We start from the raw sequence: 24470 nt of genomic DNA on the forward strand, positions 1-24470 counted from the left end.
ATTATAGGGAGAGTTGAAAATGAGTCAACGCCTTTTCTAAATAATTTGTTTGTTCGTCGTAAAATTAAACAAAACGATCGCGAACTCATCTATGGCGCATGATTTATAAACAAAAAGAGCAAAGCGTGACGTTGAAACACCAACAACATTGAGGAATCAGCCCACAGTGTTAGAATATTGCCCTATAAAATCCAACGAACACTGCCGCCTGTCGGCATCTTTATCAAACGTAAGGCCAATTCATGAAAATCAAAACTCGCTTCGCGCCAAGCCCAACAGGCTATCTGCACGTTGGCGGTGCGCGTACTGCTCTCTATTCCTGGCTTTTTGCACGTAACCACGGCGGTGAGTTTGTGCTGCGTATTGAAGACACCGATCTTGAACGCTCCACGCCGGAAGCTATTGAAGCCATCATGGATGGCATGAACTGGCTGAGCCTGGAGTGGGACGAGGGTCCGTACTTCCAGACCAAACGTTTTGATCGCTATAACGCCGTGATTGATGAAATGCTGGAAGCGGGCACGGCCTATAAATGCTATTGCTCTAAAGAGCGTCTGGAAGCCCTGCGTGAAGAGCAGATGGCAAAAGGCGATAAGCCGCGTTACGACGGCCGCTGCCGCCATGGTCACGAACATCACGCAGATGACGAGCCTTGCGTAGTGCGTTTTGCCAACCCGGAGGAAGGTTCTGTTGTTTTTGATGACCAGATCCGCGGTCCTATCGAATTCAGCAACCTGGAGTTGGACGATCTGATAATCCGCCGTACCGATGGTTCTCCGACCTACAATTTCTGTGTAGTTGTTGATGACTGGGATATGGAAATCACCCACGTGATTCGCGGTGAAGACCATATCAACAATACCCCGCGCCAGATTAACATTCTGAAAGCGCTGAACGCGCCGGTGCCGATTTATGCGCACGTCTCTATGATCAATGGTGATGATGGCAAGAAACTCTCCAAGCGTCACGGTGCGGTCAGCGTTATGCAGTATCGCGACGATGGCTATCTGCCGGAAGCGCTGCTGAATTACCTGGTGCGCCTCGGCTGGTCCAGCGGCGACCAGGAGATTTTCTCTCGTGAAGAGATGATCAAGCTGTTTAGTCTGGGGGCGGTGAGCAAATCTGCCAGCGCGTTTAACACCGAAAAGCTGCAGTGGCTGAACCATCACTATATCAACTCACTGGCTCCGGAATATGTCGCGACGCATTTACAGTGGCACATTGAGCAAGAAAATATCGACACCCGTAACGGCCCGCAGCTGTCTGAGCTGGTGAAACTGCTGGGCGAGCGTTGTAAGACTTTGAAAGAGATGGCGGCGAGCTGTCGTTACTTCTATGAAGACTTTGCTGAGTTTGATGCTGATGCTGCGAAAAAACATCTGCGCCCGGTTGCCCGTCAACCGCTTGAAGTGGTGCGCGATAAGTTAACGGCCATCAGCGACTGGACGGCAGAAAACGTTCACCACGCAATTCAGGCAACGGCTGATGAACTGGAAGTTGGCATGGGTAAAGTGGGGATGCCGCTGCGCGTCGCTGTGACCGGTGCAGGGCAGTCGCCAGCACTGGATGTCACCGTACATGCAATCGGTAAATTACGCAGTGTAGAACGCATTAATAAAGCGCTGGCCTTTATTGCCGAGCGTGAAAGCCAACAATCCTGATTTTGATTGCAGGATGAGTAAAACGGCAGGTGATTAACTCTGCCGTTTTTTTTGCTTATTTCTCAGCGTCAGTGATGCCTAACCGGGATAAAAATCCACTAATCCCTTCACGTGCGAGAAGATCCCTCAGATGTAACTGCTCCGCCGGAGTCATAAGATGGAGCGTTTCGACGATTTGACGCCAGATAGCGTCAGCGTCATTAACGAAGTAGTTGCCTGGTTGTTCCGCTAGCTGATATTCCATGGTCAGATGCCGCAGCGCGGGGATATTCACCAGGAAATCGATAACCGGTTTGTCGATAACGATAAGGCGAGCACGCCCACCTTTGACGCCGGGTATAACTTCTGTCCGCCACTTTTGTTCTCGGGCCCAGCGATTAATCGTCTGTCTGGCGAGGTTTAGGCACTCAGCGAGCTCCGCTGGGGTCATTTTGTCTTTGAGTTTCATCATGATTTTACTGGTCGCGGATGCCCAGACGATTGAGTAGTCCGATGATCCCTTCACGTAACAGCAGTGACATAAACTGCTTTTGTTCGCCCGTTGTCATCTCTTTGCTCAGCGTGAGCAGTAGAGATTCCAGATCGTTATCGGTTGCGGAATAGGGGACTGGATTTTCAGCCACACGCTGTGCGCTGCGAATAAACTCGCGAACTTGCTCGTTAACATGTACGAGACGCGCTTTACCGCCCTGTACACCAGGACGCGGGGACGTCTGCCATCCTTCTTTACGTACCCATTTGTTGATCGTTTGCCGACTGAAGCCAGTCAGATGTGCTATTTCTTCAGGTGTCATTCGTTCCTTGAGCATACTATTTCCTGAGTAAATATGGGGGAATTAGTTGTCCATGTTATAGCATCCTTTTAAGCGAAAGGGTGACATGTTTAGCTTCTCGCTGCGATAAGGCTCGCAATGTCAGCCGTTTGTCTGCTTTTTCAGCGATCAAATGGAGGGGATTCATTTTGCCGTTGACACCTGACGAAGGAATTCATATTATGCCGCCCGTCAACACGACAGCTTTACGTTGGGGCTATAGCTCAGCTGGGAGAGCGCCTGCATGGCATGCAGGAGGTCAGCGGTTCGATCCCGCTTAGCTCCACCAAATCCTGTTCCCATCAGGTTTTGGAACGTAAAACACTGTGGGGCTATAGCTCAGCTGGGAGAGCGCTTGCATGGCATGCAAGAGGTCAGCGGTTCGATCCCGCTTAGCTCCACCAAATTCAGAACCCTCGCTACGGCGGGGGTTTTTGTTTTTCATCGCGCTAACGTAAAGTAGCTTCTGAATAAGTCAGTAAGTATCCAGCAATCTTAGCGAAGAGTAATTTCAGAATTTTTCACGATTTAAAATCTTGCCTGTCATTATTAAGCGACATAACATTTACGCCTTAAATGTATTTAGCGCGGTGGGAGTTTTAATTAACAATAATGATTGATCATCTTAACATTAAGATCAAAAAAACTCTGCTGGCTATATTGATCTGTTTTATCGCGATTCCTCTATCCAGATTTATTTCTCCGCAAACGCTCATTGATGGAAATCAAATTTATCTGGCGTGGTTGCCGATGAGTGTAATGTATTCGGTACTTTTTATTTTTGGCCGATATGCCGTTGCGCCATTGATTATTACGTTTGCGGTGACTAATACCTGGATTATCGACCTGACGCTACCGCAGGCGGCAATCCTGCTGTTTTGTCAGCTTTTCTCGGTCTTTGCTGCGTGTGCTATTGTCCGCCTTCAGCTTGGAAAACGCTGGCGTGCAGGGTTGACGGCAAAGCATATGGGGGTGAGGGTGTTTTGGGGCGGTTTTTTTGCTCCCATTCTGCTGAAGATCTCCATGTACATGGCAGGACATTTTTTTTCATTTCCGTTGGCCATCTCCAGCTATTTCGGCACTATGTCGGTTATCTACACGATTATTGATATCCAAAGCCTAATTAGTGCAGCATTAATTTTTACAACATTCTTTTATTATCCGTTGCGGATGATTATCAGTCCGCAGTATGCGCGTGCATTCTGGCGTAATCTTTCTCAATCCTGGCGCTCGCGCGAGCAGCGAATATTTACGCTATATTGGCTTGTAGCGTTGGCGGCTATATTACTTATACTCTGTTCACCTTATGATTCTGATTTCATTGCAGGTTATTTAGTCCCCCTTATATTCATCCTGCATTTCATTGGGATTAGCCGCCTGGATCATATGCTAATTCGCATCTCATGGTCTGTTTCGGCATTTTTACTCGTGGCGTACAACCAGAATTTTTTACATGGTGTGCAGACTGAATATTCACTCTCGTTTGTTCTCTCCGTGCTGATCTCTTTCACCATCTGTTTGTTTTATATGGTAGATATTTATGCTCGTAGCGAGAGGATAAAGCTAAGATGGCGAGACCAGGCTGAGGAAGACCCGCTAACCGGTTTACCGAATTTGCGAGCCCTGGAGAGCTATCTGCACCGTAATCCGACGGTCGTTATCAGCAGCTTACGGATTCAAAATCTGGATTTCCTCAGTCGTCATTACGGCATGATGATGAGAGTCGATAGCAAACGACAAATTGTCCGTAAAATGCAGCCGTTACTCAGTCAGGGTGAGAAGATTTTTCAGCTACCCGGCAGCGAGCTGTTACTCGTACTGAATGGTCCGGAGCCTGCGGCACGCCTCAGTCATATTGTCTCAACACTTAATCACAAAAAATACAGCTGGCATAATCAGACGTTGGATCTTGAATTTGGCGCGTCCTGGGGTCGCTATAACGGCATAGAATCGGAACTTCATCCAATGTTGGGTCAGCTAAGCTGGCTGTCGGAGCAAGCGGGAGCGGCTCGTCGAGTATTGGCGTTAGATATAGCTCAAGAGCAAATGTCCGATCAAACTACTGACCAGGTACGGTTGTTAGCCCAGGTTAAACAGGCGCTTAACAATCGCGAGATTGTATTGTATGCCCAGCCTATTCAGGATGCTTCAGGAAACGGTTATTACGAAATACTTAGCCGTATGCGTTGTGGTAACAGCATCATTACCCCCGATCGGTTTATTCCTCTGATTGCGAAGTTCAACCTGAGTCAGCGTTTTGATATGCAGGTTCTGGAAACGCTATTCAGTACGGCGCATCAATATCCAGGGATGCATTTCTCCGTCAATTTAATGCCTTACACGTTGATGCAAAACGATAGCGCAGCACAAATTATCTCACTGTTTAAGCGCTATAACTTGTCACCAGAGGTCATAACCATCGAAGTGACTGAAGAGCAGGCATTTTCTGATGTTGAAACCAGTCTGCATAATATTCACCTGCTACGAAATTTTGGGTGTAGTATCGCCATTGATGACTTTGGTACCGGCTACGCTAACTATGAACGCCTGAAAAGTTTACAGGCTGATATCGTTAAAATAGACGGTTGCTTTGTGCGCGATATTGAGACCGATCCGCTAGATACCATCATGATCAAATCGATTATTGAAATGGCGAAGGTAAAGAATATGAAGGTAGTTGCAGAGTATGTTGAAACTCAGGAACAGAGGGAAAAGCTTCTACAGCTAGGGGTCGACTATTTACAGGGCTATTTGATTGGCAAGCCGCAGCCACTGAGCGAGCTGCAGGCATGAAAAAGCCGGGACGCGCCCGGCTTTTGCAATACAAGTTACAGATTACAATACCAGTGCAGCGATAGATGCAGAAAGCACACTCACCAGAGTAGAACCGTAAAGCAGCTTCAGGCCGAAGCGGGAAACCACGTTACCTTGCTCTTCATTCAGCCCTTTAATCGCGCCGGCGATGATACCGATTGAGGAGAAGTTGGCAAAGGATACCAGGAAGATGGAGATGATGCCTTCCGCACGTGGAGATAGGGTTGAGGCCACTTTCTGCAGATCCATCATGGCGACGAATTCGTTAGAAACCAGTTTGGTGGCCATAATGCTTCCCACTTGCAACGCTTCGCCCGCCGGTACGCCCATTATCCATGCGACCGGATAGAAGATGTAGCCGAGGATCCCCTGGAAGGAAATGCTATAGCCGAACCAGCCGGTAACGGTGGCAAACAGGGCATTCAGCGCAGAAATCAGTGCGATAAAACCGATCAGCATCGCGGCAACGATAATCGCTACCTTAAAGCCCGCAAGGATGTATTCCCCCAGCATTTCGAAGAAGCTTTGTCCTTCATGCAGGTTAGACATCTGCAGATTTTCTTCACTTTCATCAACGCGATACGGGTTAATTAATGACAGCACAATAAAGGTGCTGAACATGTTAAGTACCAGTGCCGCAACAACGTATTTCGGCTGCAGCATGGTCATGTATGCGCCCACGATAGACATGGATACGGTAGACATCGCCGTTGCCGCCATAGTGTACATGCGGTTGCGGGACATTTTGCCGAGGATATCTTTATAGGCGATGAAGTTTTCGGACTGGCCCAGAATCAGCGAGCTGACTGCGTTAAAGGATTCCAGCTTGCCCATGCCGTTAATTTTGGACAGCACGGTACCGATGGCGCGAATGACGATAGGCAGAATACGGATATGCTGCAAAATACCGATCAGCGCAGAGATGAAGACGATTGGGCACAACACTTTCAGGAAGAAGAAAGCCAGGCCTTTGTCGTTCATGCTGCCGAAGACGAAGTCTGTCCCTTCATTGGCGAACCCGAGGAGTTTTTCGAACATCTCGGAGAATCCTTTCACAAAACCCAGACCAATGTCAGAGTTCAGGAAGAACCAGGCCAGCAGAACTTCAATGACAAGCAGTTGAATGACATAACGAATACGAATCTGCTTACGGTTGTGGCTAGCCAACAGGGCCAGAATAGCAACCACTACGATCGCGAGAATAAAGTGCAAGACGCGGTCCATATTTGCTCCAAATATGAGGCAGGTTAAATTTCTTTGCACATTCTATGTAACGAGAGCAAAGAAAACGAGAGCTAGCACACACTATTGCAAGCATATGTGACTAATGGCAAAAATAGTGATCAACCATGCATTTTTGTTATGTTGCGTAAAGGTTTTAAAAGTTGCATCGTTGTACTATTCTGAAGGTCGTATAAATGCAATTTATCAGCTGCAGTTTTCAGTTGCCGACCCGCTATCGTTCCCTTCTATCACAGCAATTATCATCACCTTTTTAAATGAGCTTGATAATCATTCGCATTTTGATAGCATAAAACATAGCAAAGGCTATATTTCCAGAGGCAGAAAATGACAAGCAGTCGCGTTGAGAATAGCAGCGGTCGCGCAGCGCGCAAGATTAAGCTCGCTTTGATGGGGCCTGCGTTCATTGCTGCCATTGGCTATATCGACCCGGGTAATTTCGCCACCAACATTCAGGCCGGGGCCAGCTTTGGCTACCAATTGCTGTGGGTTGTGGTCTGGGCGAACCTGATGGCGATGCTGATTCAGGTGATGTCGGCGAAGCTGGGCATTGCTACTGGCAAAAATTTGGCGGAACAGATTCGCGACCATTATCCGCGTCCGGTGGTGTGGTTTTATTGGGTACAGGCTGAGATCATCGCTATGGCGACCGATCTTGCTGAATTCATCGGCGCGGCCATCGGCTTTAAGTTGATTCTTGGCGTCTCCTTACTGCAAGGGGCGGTACTGACCGGTGTGGCAACCTTCTTGATTTTGATGCTTCAGAGTCGTGGACAAAAACCGCTGGAGAAAGTGATTGGTGGCTTGCTGCTGTTTGTCGCCGTGGCGTACGTTGTTGAGTTGATATTCTCCCAGCCGGCGTTGGCACCGCTGGCAAAAGGGATGCTCATTCCATCGTTACCCACCAGCGAAGCGGTATTTCTTGCCGCCGGTGTGCTGGGGGCGACCATTATGCCCCACGTCATCTACTTACATTCTTCACTAACTCAGCATCTACACGGTGGGACACGTAAAGAGCGCTATAACGCGACGCGCTGGGATGTGGCGATTGCCATGACTATTGCAGGCTTTGTGAACCTGGCGATGATGGCGACCGCCGCCGCAGCTTTTCATTTTAATGGTCATACGGGGATTGCTGACCTGGATCAGGCTTACCTGACGTTGGAACCGTTGTTGAGCCATGCGGCGGCGACTATTTTTGGCCTTAGTCTGGTGGCTGCGGGATTGTCATCTACGGTTGTGGGTACGCTGGCGGGGCAGGTGGTAATGCAAGGTTTTATCCGCTTTCATATTCCACTTTGGGTTCGCCGGACGATTACCATGTTACCGTCATTCATTGTTATTTTGATGGGGCTGGATCCCACTCGCATTTTGGTCATGAGTCAGGTCTTGCTGAGCTTTGGTATTGCACTGGCGCTGGTGCCGCTGCTGATCTTCACCAGTAATCCGCAGCTGATGGGTGATTTAGTTAATGCCCGATGGGTGAAATTGCTGGGATGGGCGATAGTCGCGATTGTGGTAGTTCTGAACGGTTGGCTGATCGTCGGGACGATATTTGGCTAATCCTTAAATAAAATGGGGAGCCATCTGGCTCCCCATGCTGTTAGTGATGCCCGTGGCCATGCCCGCGGCCACCGCCTGGCCCACGTCCCCGGCCGCCGTGTCGGTCATCGCGATCGTTCCAGCCTTCGCGATAGCCGCGCTCGTAAGCCTTACGTTTATCCCAGCCGCGATGCCAGCCGTTATCGTGACGATGCCAGCGGTTATCGCGCCATTCATAGTTTTTGCGCCAGTAGTCACGGTTGCGCCAGCCGCCACCGTCCCAGTAGTTACCGTAATTGTCGCGATCGCCAATTTGTAATTTTATTGATGGCAACAGGGTGATTTCACCAGCATTAGCGACCAATGGCGCTGTAGCCAGTAGTACTGCAGCCAGAATCAGTGACCTGAACATACTCTTCTCCTTCACGATCGGGGCCGTTGTCGGCCTGTTAACCTGATATTACGGGGCGGTAAAGCCCCATCGCATCGGCTGAACTCCTAAATCGCAAGGGAGAGCACTTTTTGCTAAAGTAAAAATGAGTTTACACCGCAAGGATCGCGTTAATGGCTGCATTTTCTTCGGTGCTGAAATGGCGATTTCCCAGCATGCCAACCGCGTCATCCAATTGGGAGGTTTTGCTTGCGCCAATCAGCACTGAGGTCACTTTCTCCTCACGCAGTACCCAAGCCAGCGCCATCTGCGAGAGCTTCTGCCCACGAGATTCGGCCAGCGCATTCAGTTGACGAACTTTCTCCAGTTTGTCATCAGTGAGCTGATCCGGTTGTAGAAAACGGCTGCCGCTGGCGGCGCGCGAGTCCGCTGGGATCCCATGTAGATAACGGTTGGTCAACTGACCGCCCGCCAGCGGTGAAAACGCTATGCTTCCCACCCCCGAGGTTTGCAGGAAATCCAGAAGCCCATCTTCAACCCAGCGTTCAAACATCGAATATTTGGGTTGATGAATCAGACACGGCGTGCCGAGATCGTTGAGGATGCTGACGGCTTCCCGGGCTTGTTCGAGCGGGTAGTTAGATAACCCGATGTACAGGGCTTTACCCTGGCGAACGATATGATCCAGCGCGCGCATCGTTTCCTGAAGTGGTGTCTCGGGATCCGGGCGATGATGGTAGAAAATATCGACATATTCCAGCCCCATTCGCTTCAGACTTTGATCGAGGCTGGCAACCAGATACTTGCGTGAGCCCCAATCGCCATAGGGCCCGTCCCACATGGTGTAGCCGGCTTTACTGGAGATGATCAGTTCGTCACGATAAGGCAAGAAATCTTCCCTCAGGATCCGACCGAAATTGCTCTCCGCCGAACCCGGAGGCGGCCCGTAGTTGTTCGCTAAATCGAAATGAGTAATGCCGAGATCGAATGCATGGCGCAGAAGCTGACGGCTGTTTTCCACCAAAGTTTCATCGCCAAAATTGTGCCAAAGTCCAAGAGATATAGCCGGTAGCTTCAATCCGCTATGGCCGCAACGGCGGTATTCCATCGTCTGATATCGCGTCGCATTTGCCTGGTAAACCATACTTCCTCCGCAGATAAAACAGGGTGTGTATACGTTTACACTAAAGAATGTTTGCCGCTGAGTACACTCCCCAAACACGTAAATTTTGCTTTCCACCACATTTGTGGTGCGGAATCTGGACAGCGCATCAGCGTATTCAATACTCAACTTACCTGCACGAGAGGAGAGTATGGATATGCAACCGACTTACACTATTGGCGATTACCTACTGGATCGTCTCGTAGATTGCGGCATTGACCGCTTGTTTGGCGTCCCTGGAGATTACAATTTACAGTTCCTCGACAGCGTGATTGCGCATCAGGACTTAGGGTGGGTAGGTTGTGCTAATGAGTTAAACGCGGCCTATGCCGCCGATGGCTATGCGCGTATCAAAGGCGCCGGCGCGCTACTGACTACTTTTGGCGTCGGTGAACTGAGCGCACTTAACGGTATTGCCGGGAGCTATGCAGAGCATATTCCAGTCCTGCATATCGTGGGAGCCCCCTGTACCGGCGCGCAGCAGCGAGGTGAATTGCTGCACCATACGCTCGGTGATGGTGACTTTAGCCATTTCTCGCGTATGAGTGAGCACATTACCTGCTCTCAAGCTGTGCTGGCGACGGGAAATGCCTGCCATGAGATCGATCGCGTATTGAGCGAGATGCTAACTCACCATCGTCCTGGCTATCTGATGCTACCCGCCGATGTTGCAAGAGCAAAGGCTACGCCGCCAGCCAGCCGTTTGCTTATAGAAAGCTTGCCCGCTGATGAGAACCAACTGATCGGCTTTCGTGAGCATGCGGAGTTGATGCTAAGAAGCAGCCGTCGCGTATCGCTGCTGGCTGATTTCCTCGCCCAGCGTTATGGGTTGCAAAACACGCTCAGAGAGTGGGTGGCGAAAACGCCGATTTCTTATGCCACGATGCTGATGGGGAAAGGGCTTTTTGATGAACAGCAGCCGGGTTTTGTCGGAACCTACAGCGGGATCGCCAGCGCTGATAAAACTCGTGAAGCGATTGAAAATGCCGATACGATAATCTGCGTGGGGACGCGATTTACCGATACCATCACCTCTGGTTTCACTCAGCATCTTCCTCAGGAAAAAACAATTGAAATCCAGCCGTTTGCCGTCCGAGTCGGCGACCATTGGTTTAGCCGGGTTCCGATGGTTAAGGCGCTTGATATCCTTATTAATCTTGCCGCAAACCTGGCTGCAGAGTGGCTGCCCCCACAGGTTTCGGCTTTCGGTGTGGATAATGCAGCGGGCGATAGTCTGACGCAAAAAAACTTCTGGAGCGCGGTACAGAAACAACTACGTACTGGAGATATTATTCTTGCCGATCAGGGGACCGCAGCTTTTGGTGCCGCCGCACTCAAGCTTCCCGCCAACACAACGCTGATTGTCCAGCCGCTATGGGGATCGATTGGCTTTACCCTCCCGGCGGCCTACGGGGCGCAAATAGCGGCGGCGGACAGAAGAGTGGTGCTGATTATTGGCGATGGCGCCGCGCAGCTTACTATTCAGGAGATGGGATCGATGCTGCGTGATAAGCAACGTCCGCTGATTTTACTGCTTAATAATGAGGGATATACGGTTGAGCGTGCGATTCACGGCCCCGAGCAACGGTATAACGATATTGCGCTTTGGGACTGGAATCGCCTGCCGGAAGCTTTCGCCCCTGATGTTCCTTCCCGCTGTTGGCGAGTCGCGCGTATGCAGGAACTGGAGGAGGCGATGGCCAGCAGCGTTACCTCAGACCGGCTGACGCTGGTGGAGGTGATGCTGCCAAAAATGGATATCCCTGATTTTCTGCGTGCGGTTACTCAAGCTCTGGAGGAGCGAAACAGCCGCGTTTAATCGCCGCGCTTCCTGGCGATCATTAGCGGTTTTCCGGCTAACATTAGCCAGGCCGGTAGCATAACGATACACAGCAGCGGCAACAAGGTAGAGTCCGGGACCACAACCGCGGCCATAAACAGGCTCAGCCAGCCATCCCGTGTTACGACCAGCGTTAGCCCGAGAATGGCGCAGGAGATGGTTATGGCTGCCGGGACGGCGGGAACGTGTGCATGCAGCATCAGCCCAAGCGCTACGCCGACGAATACTGCCGGGAAAATTCTCCCGCCGCGAAAGCCGCTGGCGGCGGCCAGCACCAGCGCCGCCAGCTTCACCAGTGCAATAAGCATGTAATCATTAGCGGTGAGGGTGAGGCTAAGCGCCAGTTGTTGCATCTCATCCAGACCTTTAAACAGCGTAACATGCCCGCCGATGATGCCCAGCACCCCTAATAAAAAGCCGCCAATCCCCAGGGTTAATACCGGGCTTTTCAGGCTTTGCATCAGCGTATGCAGGCGCGGCAGGCACCAAACGGCAACCATACCGACGGCAATCGCGATAAGTGACACGATGGCACCGCTAATAATATCCACAAAGCGCAATTCAGGAAGATACGGAAGCGGTAGCGAAAATTGGGGATGAAAAAACAGGCTGGTGGTCAGTGAACCGGCAGCTGCCGCAAGCAGCGGTGCGAATAGCCGATCCCACAATGGGACATCGTTGCTGCTATTGAGCGTTTGCGAAAAGATGAGCGCAGCCGCAACCGGAGTACCGAATAGCGCGCCAATGGTGCCTGAGGCGGCAAGAATCGTCCAGTCCAGGGCACTGACTCGCGGGAATAATCGGGTACCAAGCGCGGCTGCCAGGGCAATGTTCATTACCATAATGGGATACTCAGGCCCAAGACTAACGCCGCCAGCCAGACCTAAGATCAGTGCGGTGAGCAGGCCCGGCAGCGCGCTGATGCTGACAGGTGCGCCAATTAATGACTCTGTCGCAGGATCTGGCCCGGCGTGACCCGGGCTAAAGCGTACCACCAGTCCGACGGCGATACCGGTGCAGGTAAGAAGAGCGATAGTCCAGACCGGGCCGCTGGCATTAATGCCAAAACTCGCTGGCAGGCGAGTCCAAAGGATATTTTGCAAAATAGCTGCAACTTTCATCGCCACAATCAATACGAGGCTGGATGCGATACCAATGATGATCGCGGGTATCGATAATAACAGCATCGTTCTGGCGCGTGGGTGCAGCATGAATAGTATCCTTTTAAGTATCCTGGAGCGCTCATTGCCTTGGCGTTTTATGGGCGTCGATGCAAATGATGCTGAAACGATCAAGTAAAGATGCAGCCTGACAATTGTAAGATATTCGATTCACAATTTTTCATGAATTACAGTGCAACTGTGACGCAGATCGCTAAACCAGGGGTGCTTATGCGTTGGTCGTTGTTGTTAAGGCGCCATGAATTTACAGTGTGCCAAAAGAATCATTTTGACTTTAGCGGAGCCGTAACGGAATGACAAAATTTGCTTTAGTAGGGGACGTTGGCGGAACGAATGCTCGTCTGGCGTTATGTGATATTGCAAGCGGGGAAATCTCCCGTGCCAAGACCTATTCCGGGCTCGATTATCCAAGTCTTGAGGCCGTTGTTCAGGTCTATCTGGAGGAGCATGACGTCAAGGTGGAAGACGGCTGTATTGCCATTGCTTGCCCAATTACCGGCGACTGGGTGGCGATGACTAACCATACCTGGGCTTTTTCTATTGCCGAGATGAAAAAGAATCTGGGCTTCTCTCATCTGGAAATCATTAATGATTTCACAGCCGTATCGATGGCGATTCCGATGCTGAAAGCTGAGCATCTGATTCAGTTCGGCGGTGCGCAACCGGTGGAAGGCAAACCCATTGCCGTCTATGGCGCAGGTACCGGTCTGGGCGTTGCTCACCTGGTGCATGTTGATAAGCGTTGGGTGAGCCTACCAGGCGAGGGCGGCCATGTTGACTTCGCACCGAACAGCGAAGAAGAGGGCATTATTCTGGAAGAACTGCGTACCGAGCTGGGGCATGTCTCCGCCGAGCGTGTGCTGTCAGGGCCGGGGCTGGTGAATCTTTACCGGGCGATTGTGAAGTCCGATGGGCGTCTGCCGGAAAACCTACAGCCTAAAGACGTAACTGAACGTGCGTTGGCCGATACTTGCATTGATTGTCGCCGCGCGCTGTCGCTATTTTGCGTCATCATGGGCCGCTTTGGCGGTAACCTGGCGCTAACTTTGGGGACTTTTGGCGGCGTGTATATCGCCGGTGGCATTGTTCCGCGCTTCCTCGACTTCTTTAAAGCCTCCGGTTTTCGCGGTGGATTTGAAGATAAAGGCCGTTTTAAAGCCTTTGTGCAGGATATCCCGGTATATCTGATTGTCCATGACAACCCTGGGCTGCTGGGTTCCGGTGCGCACCTGCGTCAGACTCTCGGTCAGGTTCTCTAAACACGCCTTTTACCCGGATAAATCGTTTATCCGGGTCATCTCTACAGATGCATTAGCTGGCGAAACTCTTTGACCTTGCTGCGGCTTACCGGGACCTGAAACTCCAGGTCGCGAAGCCGCAGAATATAGGTATTGTTGAACCAGGGTTCAATTTCGCGAATTTTATTCAGATTCACGCAATATGAACGATGGCAGCGGAAGAAGTGTGCTGGCGGCAGCTTGTTACAGAACTCCGTGATATTCATCGGCATCACGAACGACTCCCGACGGGTATAAACGAACGTCATCTTTTCATGCGCTTCGGCGTAGTAGATATCATGGATGCTGGTCACGATGATGCGTTCATCTTTGATTAAATTGATCGTGTCGTTTTCCCGCGTTGGGTTGGATACCGCCCCCGTACCGGTGCTGACTTGCTGCTGTTGCCAGGCGCTGGTCAGCTTTTGCAGCATGTTAATAATGCGCGATTCCTGGTACGGTTTCAGGATATAATCAAATGCCTCTAGCTCAAAAGCTTCTACTGCATGTTCTTTCCACGCAGTGATAAAGACAATAAAGGGTTTGTGCACAAACTGGCTGATATTTTGCGCCAGCAGAACGCCATCCAGAGAGGGGATGTTGATATCAAGAAAAATGGCGTCAACTTTGTTGTGTTGTAAAAACTTCAGCACGTCCAGCCCATCATCAAAGGTACCGACAATCTCCATCTGACTGTGGGTGTTAATCAGCCAGGTGAGCTCTTGTTGCGCCAGGAATTCATCTTCAACAATGATGACTTTCATCTTATTTCCACTCATGATAACAGCGACTCCGTCGCCGCCTGGGGCGTATGCTGGGTCGGTATGTAGAAGGCAATTTCGGTGCCCGGCGTCAGGCGTCTAATGTGCAGGCCTTCGCCATACAGTAGCTTCACCCGATGATGAACATTCAGTAAACCGATTTTATTTCCCGGCATTTCATCGGCTTCCACTCTGGCGACTACCGCAGGGTCGATACCATTACCTGTATCCCGAACGCTAATTCGTACCCGATTTCCGCACTCATTAATACCGATGGTGACCACGCCTTTTCCTTTGCACGGTTGGATCCCATGGACGATGGCATTCTCTACCAGCGGTTGGATCAACAGGCTGGGGATCATGAAGCTCACTTCATCATCAATATCATAAATCACCGTTAGCTTATCGCCGAAGCGCGCCTGTTCAATGGCGATGTAATCCTTGATTTGGTAGAGCTCTTTTTTGATATCAATCTGCTCGTCATCTTTTAATTCAATGTTATAGCGTAAATAGCGCGACAAATTAAAAATCAGTTGCCGCGCAGTGTCCGGATTCATGCGAATTGATGATGAAATGGCGTTCAGGGCGTTAAAGAGAAAGTGAGGATTGATTTTGCTTTGTAGCGCACGAAGCTCGGCTTTGTTTGCCATCTCGCGAAGCTGTTCGGCGCGGGAAACCTCCAACTGGGTGGAGATAATCTGCGACAAGCCAATCGCCATTTCCTGCAGCGAAGAGGTGATTCGGTGCGCGTGGCAGTAATAGATTTTTAGCGTGCCGGTAACCACACCTTTCTCCCATAGCGGGATCACCAGCATGGAGTGAATTTCCGGCGTTCGATGAGCTTCATCATTATTTTTAATGATGATTTTTCCATAGCGGATCGCCTGTTGCGTCGTTGGGCTAATAAAGTCGTCGTTATCACGGTAGTTGATTTCTCCCACGCCGACATAAGCCATCACGTGCTGGGTATTGGTAATCGCGACGGCATCGGCATTGATATCGCGGCGGATGATATCGCATACCTGGCGCAGAGATTCACTGTTTACATGGCGAAACAGAGGTAGCGTTTTGTTGGCGATATCGAGCGCCAGTTTTGCCTGACGAGCGGCGCTGGCTTCTTTCTCACCCTCAACGCTTTGCACCAACAGGACGATAAAACCGATGCAGACGCTGCCGAGGATCATCGGGATCCCAATTTTGGAGACAATGTCCATTCCTAGCGAGAGAGAAGGGGCCCACACCACGACGAGGATCATGGTCAGCGTTTCGCACAGCATCCCGGCAAGAATCCCTGCTTTCCAGCGTTGCGTTTTAGGGATTTTTCGACTGATAAAACCGGACAGCAGGCCGGCGACAATGCTGGTGATGAAACAGGGGATGGCGGTGACACCATCGATATCGATGAGATAGCGATGCACGCCGGCAATCACGCCCACGATCGCTCCGACCCAAGGGCCAAATAAGATACCGCCGGACATGACTGCGATGATACGCACGTTGACCAGCGATCCCTCTACCGGCACGCCGGACCAGGTACTGAACAAGGCAAACAGGGAAAAAATCGCGGTAACGGCCAGCAGTTCTTTTGGTGTATGCGCGGATTTATGCAGAAGTTCGCGAAACAGGCGCAGACGGATAAGGAAAAAAAGGCAAATCAACATTAATGCCGCACGGTCAAAAACTGCCAGCAGCATCGTGAATATTTCGTGCATGTGTACGCCGTGTTAATCGCGAGAAAGGAATATGATAGAAAACCTTGCAGCAGAAGGCTAGCCAAAGGCAAGAATAGGGAAAAGTCACACAAATAAAAGGGGATTGATGGCGAATCCTGGAGATTCAATCATCTCCACTCATTGTAGATAAATGAAGTAAATTAAAAGATATCAGTCTGTTAATTTTTATTAGTGAACTCACGTAGTCAGACATGATTTGTGCCGTGTTTAGTGGCGCTGATGCCCGTTTTATTCACCAGCAATTATTTTTTATCTTCCCTCTCGACAACATGAATTTTTTCGGGTTATTTTCTAAGCGTGCCGCAACTGCGGCAGCGTCGCTCGGACGGTCCGGGCGCTAACGTTAATCTGAGGAATCTATGGCTGAATTCAGTCCTGAACGCCGTTTCACGCGTATCGATCGTCTCCCCCCGTATGTTTTTAATATTACTGCTGAACTGAAGATGGCTGCGCGCCGCCGTGGTGAAGACATTATTGATTTCAGCATGGGTAACCCCGATGGTGCGACCCCGCCGCATATCGTTGAGAAATTATGCACCGTTGCCCAGCGCCCTGATACGCATGGTTATTCCACTTCTCGTGGGATTCCTCGTCTTCGCCGTGCTATTTCACGTTGGTATCAGGAGCGTTATAACGTTGATATCGATCCTGAATCGGAAGCGATTGTCACTATTGGGTCGAAAGAGGGGCTGGCACATTTGATGCTGGCGACACTTGATCATGGCGATACCGTACTGGTACCGAATCCCAGCTACCCAATTCACATTTATGGCGCGGTGATTGCCGGAGCCCAGGTACGTTCAGTGCCGCTAGTGGAAGGTGTGGATTTCTTCAACGAGCTTGAGCGTGCCATTCGGGAAAGCTATCCGAAGCCGAAAATGATGGTCCTTGGCTTTCCGTCTAATCCGACTGCGCAGTGCGTCGAGTTGGAGTTTTTTGAGAAAGTGGTCGCGCTGGCGAAGCGCTATGATGTTTTGGTCGTGCACGATTTGGCCTACGCCGACATTGTTTACGATGGCTGGAAAGCGCCATCTATCATGCAGGTTCCCGGTGCGCGCGATGTTGCCGTTGAATTCTTTACGCTGTCCAAGAGCTACAATATGGCAGGCTGGCGCATTGGTTTTATGGTGGGCAATAAAACGCTGGTCAATGCGTTGGCGCGTATTAAAAGCTATCACGATTACGGGACGTTCACCCCTCTGCAGGTGGCGGCTATTGCTGCACTGGAGGGCGATCAGCAATGTGTACGTGATATTGCCGAGCAGTATAAGCGCCGTCGCGATGTGCTGGTGAAAGGGTTGCATGAGGCGGGTTGGATGGTGGAGTGTCCGAAGGCGTCGATGTATGTGTGGGCTAAAATCCCAGAGCAGTACGCGGCGATGGGCTCGCTGGAGTTCGCCAAAAAAATGCTACAGGATGCCAAAGTCTGCGTTTCGCCGGGTATTGGCTTTGGTGATTATGGTGATACGCATGTACGGTTTGCTTTAATTGAAAACCGCGATCGCATTCGCCAGGCCATACGCGGCATCAAATCGATGTTCCGTGCGGACGGCTTACTCCCTGCCTCGACGAAGCTAACGAGCGAAAACCATGAGTAAAAAAGCGGGAGCCAACTGGCTCCCGCTTTTTTAACACCGTTATGGCTAGATCATCAGGGCGAAAGTACCGGCCCAAACGATGACCATAAAAGAAATGCCCATCAAAAAGTATTTCACGACTCATCACTCCGTGCGCTCTGCGAGACGCCTAAATGAATTTAATTTTCATGGCCTGCTTTAACTATCGCCAACAGATGCTGGCGTTAGTTGTCAATTCTGTGCTCTAACTGCTCCAGATGGCGCTAATGTACGCCTAAAAAAAGAGAGAGACAAGAGTCATTTTTTTATTAATTTTTAGTTACTTACGACTGTCGTGATTCGGCGACACATTAATTTCACTTGGTATTAAATTCTATTCTGGCGACGGCTGCTAATGACCAATTCCGTACCAGCGTAGCTGCTTGATTTTGAGATTCTTTCAGTTCCAGGTAACTTTGGAGACTCGCCCCCCGTTTTAGATAAACGGGGTTTTTTAAAGGATTGCTTAAGGCGTTAAAGTACCTGCTGCCCTATGGCAAAAAGTGAAAGAACGGTGAGCTGGTGAAACTTATGGTGACCTGCTTGAGTAGTCATGTTGAATGTTGCAAAGCTCATTAGAAGGTGTGCACTCGTCACCATGTTGGATGTTTGCAACATGGTGACGACAGCGTTTCATACAGCAGCCAGGTTTTACAAAGAAAGAATCAAATTATCGAATGCTAATGTCCATTAAAAGATGATTTCATAATCACACTGATGAGTGTCGCTCAGGTTGATGTAAAATCAGTTATAACTGATTTTAATAATATTTTTAGGGTTCAGTTATGAAGTGAAGTTTGAGTACATGATTTATTTTATGCTTATCTTAAGCATCGCTTCATCGAGCAGGTTTTGCGATGCTGTTTTTATTTTAATATACAGACAAAATGATTTTGTTATCATTTAAAAAGAGTGCCTGAAGTTGGGCTGTCAGTATCTATGTAGTTTGAGATCATCCCTTCTGCACTGAGTTTCTCCATTACCATACTGAATGTTTTACTTTTGACGTTCTCCGTGGCATTCAGAATGTTAGTACTGAATGCTGGGTTGGAACGAATGATGTAATTGATGAATTCAAGTAAAAGCTTGTTCTGTGGGATAAATGAGTTATCGTGAATTATCTTATCCTCAAAAATATTTAATGGTTTTTCTGAAAATTCCAGGGGGCGACTACTGATTGTATGCTCGTAAATTTTTTCAATGGCCTGATTGGTGATGTACAGCTTATTCAACGAGATTGTCGGCTTCTCATCCTCATCAGGAGTAAAGTGGCAAAAGACGACATTCCTTGCTGGAGAGATAATGCTTATTCTTTGTTCTAAAAGGGTGTTTTCTGGATTCTCCAGTATTTCCATTAAATTTCTGGAATGGCTGTACCACAGGCCTGAAACAGAAACTTTGAGTTTGAACTGTGTTACAGGAGAGCCGTATTGGGTCTCCAGATTGGGCTCACTTTCATTGAGCGTCAGGATAGTATTTATTTTTGAATGCTGCGACCAGGATCTCTCGCTTCTGCTGACTTCATCAATATTTGAGGAATTATAAAAATAGGGCTTATTACCGCCCATGTCATGTCTAATTGCACTTTTTAATGTCCCATGTGTTTTACCTAACTTAAGACAAAGATTGATGGCTCCAATATCATGCCAGTGAAGCAAATCTTCTAGTTCACAGTTTAATAATTTTTGTGCGCGCGAAATTGAACAGTATTCCAGCGGCGGAAGATTGTTTAACTTCCATATGTTTCTTTCTTTTTTATTCATGATGGTATTGTTTTGTGAGAATAATGTTGAATTAACTTAAAATGTGTTTTGATGAACCTTTCTCATCTTTTGTGATGTTAACTTCATATTAACGAATTCATTAAAGGCTAACGTTAATCTTGTTTCCCATTGAGTCTGACATGAATGTTATTTAAGACGCGCATTCTACCAGCTATTTTATAGCGGTTAAATATGTCTATGATAAAAAACTTCGCTGATATGATAAGTTTAAATTATTATTTGTTATGTGAATTTATTTGGATTTAATTATCTACTCCGTGTATTTAATCCAGTCGTCATAGGCAGCAAGGATTTCAGTATGGTGCATTGTCAGGCGTGAAGATGGAGTAATTGGGGCGGGTAAAATGCTAACTTTGCTTGATAAGCACGAGCAACCGTTCAATGGTAAATCAGGCGATACGAGTGAATATATTGAAACGAAAGGGAGGAGGTGCTGGAAAGTGTCCCCTGCAGGAATCGAACCTGCAACTAGCCCTTAGGAGGGGCTCGTTATATCCATTTAACTAAGGGGACGAAGCGCGTGGATTATAGCGTTTTTTTCCTTGCAGGTTAAGCAGGTATGGTCTGACTGCTCAAACTGTCGCCACTTAATGCCCTTTTTTTGCATTGGCTCGGGCTTTTTTCTCGTGGGCCATGTCGTTACGGATCTGCGCATGGCTAAGTAAGGCAAAAATAAAGGTCCCGCCGCAAATGTTGCCGGCAAGAGTCGGTAAAGCAAAGGGCCAGATGAATTCTTGCCACGGTAGCGTCCCGTTGAACACCAGATAGAAGATTTCGACGCTGCCGACGACAATGTGAGTCGTATCCGCGAGTGCAATGAGCCAGGTCATCAGGATAATGACCACAATCTTTGCAGAGCCTGCCGCAGGAAACATCCACACCATGGTAGCGACCAACCAGCCGGAAATAATCGCATTAGCGAACATCTCCGTGGGTGTGTTGCTCATTACTTTTAAACTGATGCTCTGGAAGGCCTCAAGCGTGGGTTTATCAAAAACCGGCATGATATCAAACGCCCATGCCGCAATCGCGGTGCCAATTAAATTACCTATCAGCACCACTCCCCAAAGACGCAACAGAAGGCCAACATTGCTCAGCGTGGGCCTATGCATTATGGGCAATACAGCGGTAACGGTGTTTTCGGTAAATAGCTGTTGGCGCGCGAGGATGACAATAACAAAACCAAAAGTATAGCCCAGATTTTCCAGCAAAAAACCACCGGGAATTTCATCAAGATGCACATGAAAGATGCCTTTCGCTACCAGCGAAGCTCCCATTGAAAGGCCAGCGGCAATGGCTGACCACAGCAGCGCCATGGCATCGCGCTCAAGTTCTTTCTCCCCTTCCTGACGAATCTCTTCATGGGTCGCCATCGCTTGTGAAGGCAATCTCTCTTCATCAATCTCAATTTTCTCACCTTGTTGTTTTTCATCACTTTCTACTTCGATCTCTTCACTTTCATGGTGAGTTTGCGGATTCATGAATTTTCCCCTGCTATTGACCTTAATTATAAGCGTAGAGATGTTTCAGCTATCCGTGTCTGGATAACCTCCTAAATTCTTCACAATGACAAGATTAGCAATACGGACATTGCAAAATATGTATAGAATCGTGGAGCAACAATTATGCCAAAGAAGGCTATGCTGAAAGCAGGCACATGCTTATGGGCGATATCTTAATGGAGGCAGCTGTCCCCGGATAACCCCCAGCGATAGCTAAAATTAACAGGGAGACACCTATGAATTTTCGCCTGTCGGCGCTTGCGCTTGGCGCCACATTGCTGGTCGGATGTGCCAGTTCTAGTTCTGGCGATCAACCGCAGGGGCGTTCAGATCCGCTTGAAGGTTTTAACCGCACGATGTTCAACTTCAACTTCAATGTCGTTGATCCTTATGTTCTTCGTCCTGTTGCAGTAGCGTGGCGTGATTATGTTCCGCAGCCTGCGCGCAATGGGTTGAGTAACTTTACCAGCAACCTTGAAGAACCGGCGATTATGGTGAACTCCTTCTTGAAAGGCGATCCCTATAAAGGAATGGTGCACTTTACGCGTTTCTTCCTGAACACCCTCCTCGGGATGGGCGGTCTGGTTGATGTGGCTGGAATGGCGAACCCGAAACTGCAGCGTGTTGAAGCGAGTCGCTTCGGCAGCACCCTTGGTCACTATGGCGTTGGCTATGGCCCGTATGTGCAATTGCCTTTCTATGGCAGCTTTACGATTCGTGACGAAGGCGGTGATATGGCGGACGGACTCTATCCGGTCCTCTCCTGGCTGACATGGCCGATGTCTATCGGTAAATGGATGGTTGAAGGGGTTGAGACTCGTGCACAGCTGCTGGATTCCGACGGTCTGCTCCGTCAGTCTTCCGATCCATACATCTTAATGCGTGAAGCCTATTTCCAGCGTCATGACTTTATCGCCAACGGCGGTAAACTCACTCCGAATGAGAACCCGAACGCGCAGGCGATTGAGGGCGATCTTAAGGATATCGATTCACAGTAATCTATTTCTGGAAATAAAAAGGGTGAACATGATGTTCACCCTTTTTTGTCCCTTCAGATTATCAGAAACGGTAGTTGAAGTTCGCGCCGTACAGCCAGGCTTTGCCCTCGGACTTAAAGGTATACGGGCCTTCTTTAAATTCGACGTGCTGACCGTGCATATAGGAAACGCCTACATCCACTGATGCATCTTTATTAAAGGCGTAGGTCGTACCGGCGCTGAGCCACAGACGATCCTGGTCCGGAATAGAGATAGAACGATTGGAAGCCGGGACCGGGCTATCATCAAAGGCGATACCGGTACGGAAAGTCCAGTTATCGTCATAGTAATAGGTGGTGCCCAGAGCGATACGATAGGAATCCTTAAAACCTTCATCTTTATAGAACAGCGTTTCGCCACCGCTAGTTTTGGTTGCTTTCAACTCCTGGAACTGGCTCCAACTTGTATAAGCCAGGCTGTAGTGAACGGCCCATTTTGGCGCCACGCGGTTATAGCCTGAGATTTCCCACATTTCTGGCAGGTTCAATGTCAAAGAGCCGCCAATAGTGGAACCACCGGTGCCGTACGGCAGGCCGAGACCCAGTGCTGAATTGATAGGATTAAGTGATGACGGCAAGCTGCTCTTATAATCGCCGTCAAAATCAATTTTGATTTCAGAGCGATAGGTAAAGCCGTAGCGGTTGTTTTTATCGACTTCATATAAAATACCGGCATTCCAGCCGAAGCCCCATTCATCCCCCTTCAGGCGAGCGATTTGAGTATCACGACTGATACCGCCAGCCTGCTGACCAATCGCGGCTGCCTGCGCCGGGGAGAGTTTGCCTTCCTGCACCATGCCGGGCAGCTGCGCACCAATAATTTCCGGTAAATCACCTGCATAGCGCTCCAGCTTGGCTCGGGCATATACGGCGTCGAAGCCCAGGCCAAAACTCCAGTGATCGTTAAGACGATATGCACCGCTCAAATTGAGGTTTAAGGTTTCAAGGTCAGTAGTACCGCCCATTGAGCCTGCAGCAAAATCGTTGTTGAACTCTGTGGCTAAACCATAGTTAGAAGTGAGGGAGGCACCCCAACCAAACTGCTCATTAATCGGCGCGACAAAGTGCAGGTTGGGCACCCATGCGGTTGGTGCAATATTGTCCTGGCTGGCATCGTTACCGATAACTGAACTACCGCTCACGTTGACATCAGGATCGACAAAAATAGCGCCGCCAGAGAAGGTTGGACGATCAAACATCATAATTAACGCCGGGTTACGGCTGGCGTTTCCCGCATCATCAGCAATAGCACCTTCACCAGAATAGGCGCGACCAAGGCCGGATGAAGAGAATTCATTTAACTGAAAGCCTGCTGACCAGGCCTGTGTTGAAACAATTGCTACAGCCACTGCAAGGGCAGATTGGGTAAAGCGGGTTTTCTGGCTCATGCCCATAACCTCATTGAGTTATTTTTATTTAAACAATGTTACATGCCGTAACAGAAGCGCGAAGTGTAGGGTCTGCTTTACGACAGAGAAATCAGACCAGTGCGCTGAGTATAGGTCTGACCAGATGATATGTTGCAAGTTTGTTTATAAGTTTTTTCAATTGTGATACGAAAAACGCGATCCAGCTGGCAAATTTGCTGTTGTACCTCATGTTCGAAATGGGGGATTTTTGTTTTGGATCATTTTTAAGTGTGATTTCGCTCACTTATCTCATTTGCCACAATTAACGGCTGGAGGCAGTTATTCGCCGGGCGTAAAATAAACAGATTATTTATCTGGCACCTTGAGTGCATATACAGAGGAAATCTACGATGAGTAAATGCAGTGCTGATGAAACCCCGGTTTGCTGCTGTATGGATGTTGGCACCATAATGGACAACTCCGATTGCACCGCCTCTTACAGCCGCGTGTTCGCTAACCGTGCCGAAGCAGAGCAAACGCTCGCCGCATTGAGCGAAAGAGCGCGTAACGTTGAATCCGAGCCGTGCAAAATCAACCCGACCTTTACTGATGTTGATGGTGGCGTACAGCTGGATATCGACTTCATATTCTGCTGTGAAGCTGAAACCCTGATTTTCCAGCTCGGCTTGCGTTAGTCTTTCCCCAAACGCCCCTTTCCGCAGGGGCGTTATCTTTTCTATCCAATGTGTTTTGGCTCCCACTTTTTC

At 49.2% G+C, this 24470-nt stretch carries 20 protein-coding genes and 3 tRNA genes; 10 read left to right on the top strand and 13 right to left on the bottom strand.

Going from position 1 to position 24470, the window contains the following annotated elements; genetic code table 11:
* The first annotated feature begins 242 nt into the window (after positions 1-242).
* A complete protein-coding gene (gltX, locus tag ACMYSL_RS08475; protein WP_112212923.1) occupies positions 243-1661 on the top strand; it encodes a glutamate--tRNA ligase in 1419 nt (472 codons plus the stop codon).
* Positions 1662-1716: 55 nt separating this feature from the next.
* Here gltX and ACMYSL_RS08480 read toward each other — a convergent pair whose 3' ends face one another.
* The gene (locus tag ACMYSL_RS08480; protein WP_182207492.1) at positions 1717-2112 is read right to left on the bottom strand and encodes a YfeC-like transcriptional regulator; all 396 of its coding nucleotides are present in this window, start codon (positions 2110-2112) and stop codon (positions 1717-1719) included.
* Between the two features lie 4 nt (positions 2113-2116).
* Positions 2117-2470 carry a YfeC-like transcriptional regulator gene (locus ACMYSL_RS08485; RefSeq protein ID WP_110272213.1) on the bottom strand — a complete coding sequence of 118 codons (354 nt, stop codon included), beginning with the start codon at positions 2468-2470 and terminating at the stop codon, positions 2117-2119.
* A gap of 216 nt (positions 2471-2686) precedes the next feature.
* Between ACMYSL_RS08485 and ACMYSL_RS08490 the strand changes: the two genes are divergently transcribed.
* The 3 genes from ACMYSL_RS08490 to ACMYSL_RS08500 all read left to right on the top strand — a co-directional run bounded on the left by ACMYSL_RS08490 (position 2687) and on the right by ACMYSL_RS08500 (position 5266).
* A tRNA-Ala gene (locus ACMYSL_RS08490) sits at positions 2687-2762 on the top strand.
* Positions 2763-2801: 39 nt separating this feature from the next.
* Positions 2802-2877, top strand: a tRNA-Ala gene (locus ACMYSL_RS08495).
* A gap of 208 nt (positions 2878-3085) precedes the next feature.
* A complete protein-coding gene (locus ACMYSL_RS08500; RefSeq protein WP_434662193.1) occupies positions 3086-5266 on the top strand; it encodes an EAL domain-containing protein in 2181 nt (726 codons plus the stop codon).
* Positions 5267-5308: 42 nt separating this feature from the next.
* Here ACMYSL_RS08500 and ACMYSL_RS08505 read toward each other — a convergent pair whose 3' ends face one another.
* Positions 5309-6511, bottom strand: coding sequence for a NupC/NupG family nucleoside CNT transporter (locus tag ACMYSL_RS08505; protein WP_110272215.1), 1203 nt, complete (start codon positions 6509-6511; stop codon positions 5309-5311).
* A 345-nt stretch (positions 6512-6856) separates the two neighbouring features.
* Between ACMYSL_RS08505 and ACMYSL_RS08510 the strand changes: the two genes are divergently transcribed.
* Positions 6857-8092 carry an Nramp family divalent metal transporter gene (locus tag ACMYSL_RS08510; protein ID WP_182240201.1) on the top strand — a complete coding sequence of 412 codons (1236 nt, stop codon included), beginning with the start codon at positions 6857-6859 and terminating at the stop codon, positions 8090-8092.
* Between the two features lie 40 nt (positions 8093-8132).
* On the opposite strand, the gene ACMYSL_RS08515 is transcribed toward ACMYSL_RS08510, so the two are convergent.
* Positions 8133-8483, bottom strand: a complete 351-nt coding sequence (locus ACMYSL_RS08515; protein WP_181485411.1) for a DUF2502 domain-containing protein — start codon at positions 8481-8483, stop codon at positions 8133-8135.
* A 130-nt stretch (positions 8484-8613) separates the two neighbouring features.
* A complete protein-coding gene (mgrA, locus tag ACMYSL_RS08520; protein ID WP_434662195.1) occupies positions 8614-9606 on the bottom strand; it encodes an L-glyceraldehyde 3-phosphate reductase in 993 nt (330 codons plus the stop codon).
* Positions 9607-9781: 175 nt separating this feature from the next.
* Between mgrA and ACMYSL_RS08525 the strand changes: the two genes are divergently transcribed.
* On the top strand, positions 9782-11443 hold the full coding sequence (locus ACMYSL_RS08525) for an alpha-keto acid decarboxylase family protein (RefSeq protein ID WP_434663982.1): 1662 nt from the start codon (positions 9782-9784) through the stop codon (positions 11441-11443).
* Here ACMYSL_RS08525 and ACMYSL_RS08530 read toward each other — a convergent pair.
* Complete coding sequence (locus ACMYSL_RS08530; protein ID WP_434662196.1) at positions 11440-12675, bottom strand: ion channel protein; 1236 nt, start codon at positions 12673-12675, stop codon at positions 11440-11442. The genes ACMYSL_RS08525 and ACMYSL_RS08530 overlap by 4 nt on opposite strands.
* Before the next feature lie 263 nt (positions 12676-12938).
* Here ACMYSL_RS08530 and glk point away from each other — a divergent pair, with 263 nt between their 5' ends.
* Positions 12939-13904, top strand: coding sequence for a glucokinase (gene glk, locus ACMYSL_RS08535; RefSeq protein ID WP_112212930.1), 966 nt, complete (start codon positions 12939-12941; stop codon positions 13902-13904).
* 41 nt (positions 13905-13945) lie between these two features.
* On the opposite strand, the gene ACMYSL_RS08540 is transcribed toward glk, so the two are convergent.
* Entirely contained in the window at positions 13946-14686 is a 741-nt protein-coding gene (locus ACMYSL_RS08540) for a LytR/AlgR family response regulator transcription factor (RefSeq protein ID WP_110272222.1), read from the bottom strand.
* A gap of 11 nt (positions 14687-14697) precedes the next feature.
* Positions 14698-16395 (bottom strand): sensor histidine kinase, encoded by a 1698-nt coding sequence (locus ACMYSL_RS08545; RefSeq protein ID WP_182240191.1) that lies wholly within the window; start codon positions 16393-16395, stop codon positions 14698-14700.
* Between the two features lie 380 nt (positions 16396-16775).
* Here ACMYSL_RS08545 and alaC point away from each other — a divergent pair, with 380 nt between their 5' ends.
* On the top strand, positions 16776-18014 hold the full coding sequence (alaC, locus tag ACMYSL_RS08550) for an alanine transaminase (RefSeq protein WP_181485415.1): 1239 nt from the start codon (positions 16776-16778) through the stop codon (positions 18012-18014).
* 45 nt (positions 18015-18059) lie between these two features.
* On the opposite strand, the gene ypdK is transcribed toward alaC, so the two are convergent.
* From ypdK to ACMYSL_RS08570, 4 genes are all read right to left on the bottom strand, one after another.
* Entirely contained in the window at positions 18060-18131 is a 72-nt protein-coding gene (ypdK, locus tag ACMYSL_RS08555) for a membrane protein YpdK (protein ID WP_077777854.1), read from the bottom strand.
* An 800-nt stretch (positions 18132-18931) separates the two neighbouring features.
* A complete protein-coding gene (locus ACMYSL_RS08560; RefSeq protein WP_434662198.1) occupies positions 18932-19795 on the bottom strand; it encodes a hypothetical protein in 864 nt (287 codons plus the stop codon).
* A 462-nt stretch (positions 19796-20257) separates the two neighbouring features.
* Positions 20258-20329: transfer RNA gene (locus tag ACMYSL_RS08565), tRNA-Arg, on the bottom strand.
* A 74-nt stretch (positions 20330-20403) separates the two neighbouring features.
* The gene (locus tag ACMYSL_RS08570; protein ID WP_434662199.1) at positions 20404-21297 is read right to left on the bottom strand and encodes a formate/nitrite transporter family protein; all 894 of its coding nucleotides are present in this window, start codon (positions 21295-21297) and stop codon (positions 20404-20406) included.
* Positions 21298-21554: 257 nt separating this feature from the next.
* On the opposite strand from ACMYSL_RS08570, the gene mlaA reads away from it, so the two are divergent.
* Complete coding sequence (mlaA, locus tag ACMYSL_RS08575) at positions 21555-22316, top strand: phospholipid-binding lipoprotein MlaA (RefSeq protein ID WP_110272228.1); 762 nt, start codon at positions 21555-21557, stop codon at positions 22314-22316.
* Positions 22317-22377: 61 nt separating this feature from the next.
* Here mlaA and fadL read toward each other — a convergent pair whose 3' ends face one another.
* Positions 22378-23742 carry a long-chain fatty acid transporter FadL gene (gene fadL, locus ACMYSL_RS08580; protein ID WP_304252530.1) on the bottom strand — a complete coding sequence of 455 codons (1365 nt, stop codon included), beginning with the start codon at positions 23740-23742 and terminating at the stop codon, positions 22378-22380.
* A 371-nt stretch (positions 23743-24113) separates the two neighbouring features.
* Here fadL and ACMYSL_RS08585 point away from each other — a divergent pair, with 371 nt between their 5' ends.
* Positions 24114-24398 (top strand): YfcZ/YiiS family protein, encoded by a 285-nt coding sequence (locus ACMYSL_RS08585; protein ID WP_304252529.1) that lies wholly within the window; start codon positions 24114-24116, stop codon positions 24396-24398.
* Positions 24399-24470 lie beyond the last annotated feature (72 nt).

It is taken from the genome of Klebsiella sp. MISC125, assembly GCF_051131775.1.
In the GTDB taxonomy this organism is placed as follows: Bacteria; Pseudomonadota; Gammaproteobacteria; order Enterobacterales; family Enterobacteriaceae; genus Klebsiella.